This is a genomic window from Saccharomonospora iraqiensis subsp. iraqiensis (assembly GCF_000430445.1).
Classification (GTDB): Bacteria; Actinomycetota; Actinomycetes; order Mycobacteriales; family Pseudonocardiaceae; genus Saccharomonospora; species Saccharomonospora iraqiensis.
In genome coordinates this window covers 7,417-13,629 of record NZ_KE387058.1, presented here as the reverse complement: position 1 = coordinate 13,629, position 6,213 = coordinate 7,417, and the positions used below count along the sequence as shown (strand labels likewise).

Below are 6,213 nucleotides of genomic sequence, written 5' to 3'. Positions count from 1 at the left end.
GGGCGCGGCGACCCCGCCCCTGGCCCCGAAGGTGCCGGGCGGACGGCCCGGTGAGGCCGCCACCGGCGTGGGCGGGCGGCCCTAACAGCTGTCCGGGAGTTGATCGACAGCCGTCCCTCGTTCCTCAGCAGCTCCTGGAGCCACTGATCACCACCGGAGGCGCCTCCGGCCGTACGCCAATCGGACGACGAAAGCCGAGCAGCCGCACCAGGTGTTCGTCCTGCCCGCACCGGCACCAGCACAGCCGCGCGCCGACGTGACAGCGGGCGATCAGGGAGAACTTCATCCGATCGAGCGGACAGGGTGGCCGTGGGCCTGTCGTGGTGATCGGGACAATCGGGCGATGGCCGAGACCCCGGCAGCCGACTCCGGTGCCTTCTCATCGCCGCAGTGTGCGTATGCCGATGAGTCGTTCCGCGAATCCCGGGCGGGCGGCTACTACGTGGTGGCCGCGGCGGTGTTCGAGCAAGGGGGTCACGACCTCGCGCGTGAGGTGCTGGACAGCTTGCGGGGGCGTCGGCGCTCGGCGGGGAAGCTGCACTGGAACGAGATGGACGCGGCCGAACAGCGTGCCGCGGTTAAGCAGTTGGCGGCGTTGGAGGCACTGCACCTGGTGGTGGTGGGTGGCCCGGTGCCGCACCGGCGCGTCAGGAACGGGCACGAGCGCGATGTGTGCGCACGTTAGTGTTGGAGCTGCACGGCTACGGTGTCGAACGGCTGCTGATGGAAGGCCGTACCACGGCGCTCAACGCGCGTGACGTGCGCGCTGTGCAGGGAGCCCGGTACGAGCTACCCAAGGGCAGCAGGTTCACCATCGAGCACGTCCCCGGCCCGGCTGAGCCGCTGTGGGCGGCCGACGTCGTCGCCGGCGCCGTCCGTGCCCACCGCGAAGGTGACCCGGACTGCCGGGCGCTGCTGGAGCATTGCGTCTACGAACTCGACATGGACACCGGCTGCTGACACCGCCCACGGGGCAGGGCTGGGCACGACGGGGCGCGCCGCTGTATAGTCGTATCCAGGAGCGCGCCACCGTGGGTGGTGGGCCAGTCGCCAGGCCAGGTGCTACCCGGGGCAGACCGGGACCCTGGCCCTGACGCATGTTAAGACTCCTTTCCCGCTCCGGCAGGATGCACCCCGCTACGACTGCGGTGCAGTGGTTCTCCCCGGAGCCTCTCCACCCTCGCTTGTCCCACCGGGCGCAGCCGCGGGGACCGTCACAGTCGACCAGCTGCACGTGGCCATCGGAGTGGGAATCGACCGCACCGAGCAGTCTCGGACACCGTTCCCGCGTGATCGGCCTTGTACAGCTTGGGCCCGTCCTCCACCTGTCCGTCGGCGGGGCCGGGTCACACCCGCCGGGACGGCGGCGGTCCGTCGGGGTCGGTTCCTCCGGCCCCGCCGCCCTGCCGGTCCTGCTCCCCGCCCGGGCGGTCCTGCGGGGCGGTGTCCACCCCCAGGCCGCGCAGGGTCACGGCGTGGCTCACGTCGGTGGGGGTCACGATGCCCACGAGTTTCTCCCCGTCGTAGACCAGGGCACGACCGTCGGCGCAGCCCTGCATCCGGGTGAGCAGCTCGGTCAGCGGTTCGTCCGGGTGCGAGGTCGGGATCTCGGCGGGCGGGCAGGCGATGGCGCGCAGGGTGGTCTCCGTCCGCGCCCCGGCCGGGACCGACCGCAGCCGGTTCAGCGTCACCAGTCCCTCGAGACCGCCCTCGGCATCCACCAGCGGGAAGGCCGAGTGCCTGCGGACCAGCGCGACACCGTGCAGGAAGTCCTGCACGGTGAGCCCGCCGTCGGCCGTGTCGGGGTCGGCCGACATCACCTCACCGACCCGCACCTCCCCCAGGGTGGCGCCGAGCGCGGCCTGCTGCTCCTCCGCCCGCGCCACCGTGACGATGAACAGACCGATCAGGATCCACCAGAGGCCGTCACCCGAGCCGGTGAACAGCAGGCGCCACGCGCCGAGCAGCGTCAGCGCGAAGCCGAAACCGCGTCCCGCGCGGGCACTCCAGATCGCGGCGCGGGCCCGGTCCCCCTTCCACGCCCACAGCGCGGCCCGCAGGATGCGCCCCCCGTCCAGGGGCGCGGCCGGGATCAGGTTGAACACCGCGAGCACCACGTTGATCGCCGCGAGATACGCGGCGATCCCGACGATCAGCACCCCGGCGTCCACGGTCACCAGCAGCACGGCGAGCAGTCCGAACAGCGCGGCGACCAGCAGGCTCATCAGCGGTCCGGCCGCGGCGATGCGCAGGTCCGCCCGCGGGGTGCGGGCCTCGCTGCGCAGCTTCGCCACCCCGCCCAGCAGCCACAGCGTGATGTCGTCGACCTCGACGTCGTTGCGGCGTGCCACCACGGCGTGCGAGAGCTCGTGCGCCAGCAGGGATCCGAGGAACAGCAGCGCGGCCACGACCGCCGCGCCCACGTAGGCGGCCGTGGGATAGCCCGGCACGAGCAGCGGCCAGCGCGCCACCCCCAGCGCCACCACCAGGATGATCAGGATGCCCAGCACACTCCAGTGCACACCCACGCGGATCCCCGCGATCGTGCCGAGCCGGATCGTCGCCTTCATGTACCGCCTCCTGTGCGATCCATGTCATTCCACCTGGTGGGTTAACGCTGCGCACCGCTGGCTACCCGATCGGAGTACACGCAGACGCGGAGGACACTATGGCCGGCGAACGTACGGATCTTTTCACGATGACGATGGGAGAGTTGACCAGCGAGGCGCACCGGGTGGGCATCTCCTTCGTGGCGCACATGAGTACCCACGAGCTGATCGAGGCGATCGAGCAGCAGCGGGAGGCCAACGCCGAGCTGCAGCAGGACGGTGTCCGGGAGACGCTGCGCCACGAGACACTGCGCCGGGACACGGTCCCCGAGGCCACCCCGGAGGCGCCCACCGGCCGGGGAGACGTGCTCGTGCCGCCGCAGCAGCGGCGGTCGACGACCGGAACCACCCCGGGGACGACCTCACCCTGATCGCCGGCCGGAGACGAACTTCCCCGCCCGGACCCGGTCCCGTGCCGGCTCCACGGACCGGCTCCGCCCCGATCGGGGCGGAGCCGGTCCGCTCTGTCGATGCCGTCACGACCCCCGGTTCTCGCCCAGCTCCTCGACGATCGGGTGGGTGGGCGTCTCCTGTTCGCTCTCGGCCACACCCGCCTTGTCGTGTCGGCTGTGCCTGCGACGTGCCTCCTCGCCCGCCGGTTGCGGCTGCTCGAACGACACCGACCGCTCCACCTCGGTGAGGTTGGCGTAGTCGGTCGGCGGGATCGCCCGCAGCGCGCGGATCGTCTCGGAGTCCGCTTCGGACCGCTCGGCCTGCCGGACCAGCTCGTCCCGGTCGGCGGGGAAATCGGCCCCGGACAGGGCCTCCCGCAGCTTCTCGACGGATGTCGCCATGGTGTTCCACCTCCGGGCGGCAACTACCCCGCGAGGGGGACGTCGAAACGACGGCGTGGCGCGCCGGACGCACCGCCACCGGTCGCACCGCCGCGATCGCCGTCGCGTGACCGATCGTGCACCGGGGGTGACGGCGTGACACGATTTCGCGACATGTCACCTCCGCCGGCGCGGTGTCCGGCACAATGCCTGCCGAGAGCTTCACAGCAATGACATACGGTGAGGCGGACCGGGCCGTTCCCGGCCCGAGAGACTTGTCCGGTGGGTGACGACGTGTCGACGCGGTTCTCCGACGACGACGGGAACGACCGGGTTCCGCCGGAACCCGGCTCCCGCATGCGGGTGCTGGCGGTCATGGGTGCCGTCGTCGTCGGCTGCGGCATCAGTGCGGTGACCGTCGGCATGCTCCCGGGCGGCGCCGAGCCACGGATCGGTACCCGGGACGCCGACCCCTCCCCCACCGTCCCGGCCGTCCCCGACGGCGGAGCGGGACACACCTACCTCGTCCCGACGGACGGCGGGGCCGACGACACCGGGACCGACGAACCGGAGAAGACCGGGGACTCCGGTGGTGCCCCGGGGCGGGGCGGCGGCGGGCCGGACGACGGGGAAAACGACCCCGACCCCCGCGACGACGGGGCGGACGGGGCCTCGCCGACCCCGACCCGGGACGATCCACCACCCACCACGGAACCCCCCGAGGAGCCGCCCGAACCGGCGGACCCCCCACCGGACACCGGCGACGACGGTGGCGGTGACGACGGTGGGGGCGACGACGGTGGGGACGACGAGGACGACGGCTGCCTGCTGTTCTGTTGACCGGGATCCGCGGCCGGCCCCGCGGTGTCCCGTGTCCCGACCCCCCGCACCGGGTACTGCGACGGTGTGAGCATCGCGAATCCCGCCGGCCCCACGACGGTCGGCCACCCCCCGACCGACGCGGCGCGGTCGGTGCCTCCGTTGCCGGGTCCGCGTGGTCCGGTGTCCGAGGTGCTGACGACGGCGCTGCGGCACCGACCCGGCGACCGGGACGCCGCCGTCCGCTCCCTCGGGGACACGACCGCGCGGCACGCCGACGACACCGACCCGTTCGGTGACGACCTGCACCTCGCCCTCCAGGTCTGCTACGAGCTGCACTACCGGGGCTTCACCGGGGTGGATCCGGCGTGGGAGTGGGATCCCGAGCTGCTGCGCTCCCGCGGTCGGCTGGAGCGTCGTTTCCTGGACGGACTGCGCGCGGAGATCCCCGGCGGACAGGGGCGGGAGGCGGTCGACGCCGCGCTGGACGAGCTGCTGGTCGAGCCCGTGCACGGCACGGGCCTGACCCACCGGCTGGCGGACGACGGCGCGTGGTGGCAGCTGCGGGAGTACCTGGTGCACCGCTCGATCTACCACCTCAAGGAGGCCGACCCGCACGCCTGGGTCATCCCGCGGTTGCGTGGGCAGGCCAAGGCGGCGCTGGTCGCCGTCGAGTTCGACGAGTTCGGCGGCGGCCGGTACGAGCGGATGCATTCGCGGCTCTACGCGGACCTGCTGGAGGCCGCGGGCCTCCGGGCGGGGTATCTGCACTACGCCGAGCACGTGCCCGCCCCGTCGTTCGCGACCGTCAACCTCATGTCCCTGTTCGGTCTGCACCGTGGGCTGCGAGGTGCGCTCGTGGGCCACTTCGCCGCGGCCGAGATCAGTACCGCACCGGGCGCACGCCGGATGGTGACCGCGTTGGACCGGCACGGGGCGCCGGAGGCCTGTCGGCTCTTCTTCACCGAGCACATCGAGGCCGACGCGGTCCACGAACAGGTGATGCGCCACGAGGTGATCGGCGACCTCCTCGACCACGAGCCCGGGCTCGCCGCCGACGTGCTCTTCGGCATCCGCGCGACCGAACTGACCGAGACCCACCTCGCGGAGCACGTGCTCGGCCGGTGGGACGCCGGCGCGAGCTCGCTGCGTGAGCCCCTCGGCGCCGCCCCGGGGACGTGAGGCCACCGGCCGCACGCGGATCCTCGGGTCCGGGATGGCGACCCGCGGGTTTCCGACGTCGACTCGCGGGTCCGGGGTGACGACTCGCGGGTCCGGAGCGTCAACTCGCGGGTCCGGGGCGTCGACTCGCGGGCCTCAGGTGGCTACTCGCGGGTCTGGAACGTCAACTCGCGGGTCCGGGGTGGCGACTCGCGGGGTCAGCGGCGGCGGCGGTGGCTGGTGTCGCAGAAGGGCCAGGTCCGGCTGCGGCGGCAGGCGCAGACGGCGACCTGGAAGCGGTCGGAGACCACGGTGCTGCCGTCCGCGAGCCGGAGTTCGACCGGGCCTTCCACGAGCACGGGACCGCCGGGCACGACCGTGACCCGCCGTCGTTCGCGCCCGGTGACAGCCGGCCGTGTGGCAGCCGGCCGTGCCTCACTCCGGTCGTTCGCGTCGGTCGGCACGGATCACCACCAGTTCCTCCTCGCGCTGGTCCCGCCGCACGAGGCCACGTCGTTCCAGGTACTCGCGCCGGTGGCGCAGCACCGGGCCGAACGGCACCCACCGCCGCACCGGCACCGTCGTCACCAGCCGTCTGCCGCGCAGCGCGGCGAGCGTGGCGTCGACCCCGGACAACGCGGACTGCACGAGCAGGAACGACCCGTGCCACGCCAGCAGCTCCGGCACGGTCTCGCACAACGGGTCGAGCACCGCCCGCCCGTCCCCGCCCGCGTCCCACCGGGTGACCCGCCGCCCCGTCCCCGGCCAGGGGACGTACGGCGGGTTGGCCACGATCAGCTCGAACGGACCCCGGGAGGCCGCCGCCGGTGCCTCGCCCCGGCGCACCCGGA

8 protein-coding genes and 1 pseudogene are annotated in these 6,213 nt (G+C 73.1%); 5 read left to right on the top strand and 4 right to left on the bottom strand.

Going from position 1 to position 6,213, the window contains the following annotated elements; all coding sequences use genetic code 11:
- The first annotated feature begins 343 nt into the window (after positions 1–343).
- Positions 344–685, top strand: coding sequence for a hypothetical protein (locus ACTIR_RS27395; protein ID WP_233345823.1), 342 nt, complete (start codon positions 344–346; stop codon positions 683–685).
- Entirely contained in the window at positions 673–960 is a 288-nt protein-coding gene (locus ACTIR_RS27390) for a hypothetical protein (RefSeq protein ID WP_233345822.1), read from the top strand. Before ACTIR_RS27395 ends, ACTIR_RS27390 begins: the two co-directional genes overlap by 13 nt.
- Before the next feature lie 386 nt (positions 961–1,346).
- Here ACTIR_RS27390 and ACTIR_RS0104860 read toward each other — a convergent pair whose 3' ends face one another.
- Positions 1,347–2,570 carry a site-2 protease family protein gene (locus ACTIR_RS0104860; protein ID WP_026453435.1) on the bottom strand — a complete coding sequence of 408 codons (1,224 nt, stop codon included), beginning with the start codon at positions 2,568–2,570 and terminating at the stop codon, positions 1,347–1,349.
- 98 nt (positions 2,571–2,668) lie between these two features.
- Here ACTIR_RS0104860 and ACTIR_RS0104855 point away from each other — a divergent pair, with 98 nt between their 5' ends.
- Positions 2,669–2,980: a hypothetical protein gene (locus ACTIR_RS0104855; RefSeq protein WP_026453434.1), complete on the top strand. Its 312-nt coding sequence runs from the start codon at positions 2,669–2,671 to the stop codon at positions 2,978–2,980.
- Positions 2,981–3,085: 105 nt separating this feature from the next.
- On the opposite strand, the gene ACTIR_RS0104850 is transcribed toward ACTIR_RS0104855, so the two are convergent.
- On the bottom strand, positions 3,086–3,403 hold the full coding sequence (locus ACTIR_RS0104850) for a DUF2795 domain-containing protein (RefSeq protein ID WP_007024873.1): 318 nt from the start codon (positions 3,401–3,403) through the stop codon (positions 3,086–3,088).
- 261 nt (positions 3,404–3,664) lie between these two features.
- Between ACTIR_RS0104850 and ACTIR_RS0104845 the strand changes: the two genes are divergently transcribed.
- Both ACTIR_RS0104845 and ACTIR_RS0104840 read left to right on the top strand, forming a co-directional pair.
- Positions 3,665–4,222 carry a hypothetical protein gene (locus ACTIR_RS0104845; RefSeq protein WP_026453433.1) on the top strand — a complete coding sequence of 186 codons (558 nt, stop codon included), beginning with the start codon at positions 3,665–3,667 and terminating at the stop codon, positions 4,220–4,222.
- Positions 4,223–4,384: 162 nt separating this feature from the next.
- Positions 4,385–5,383 (top strand): iron-containing redox enzyme family protein, encoded by a 999-nt coding sequence (locus ACTIR_RS0104840; RefSeq protein WP_324607087.1) that lies wholly within the window; start codon positions 4,385–4,387, stop codon positions 5,381–5,383.
- 197 nt (positions 5,384–5,580) lie between these two features.
- Here the strand turns inward: ACTIR_RS0104840 and ACTIR_RS27860 are convergent, their stop codons facing one another.
- On the bottom strand, positions 5,581–5,826 hold the full coding sequence (locus ACTIR_RS27860) for a CDGSH iron-sulfur domain-containing protein (RefSeq protein ID WP_026453431.1): 246 nt from the start codon (positions 5,824–5,826) through the stop codon (positions 5,581–5,583).
- Positions 5,798–6,213 (bottom strand): annotated as a pseudogene (locus ACTIR_RS21760) (methyltransferase); the annotation flags it as partial. The gene ACTIR_RS27860 and the pseudogene ACTIR_RS21760, both read right to left, overlap by 29 nt.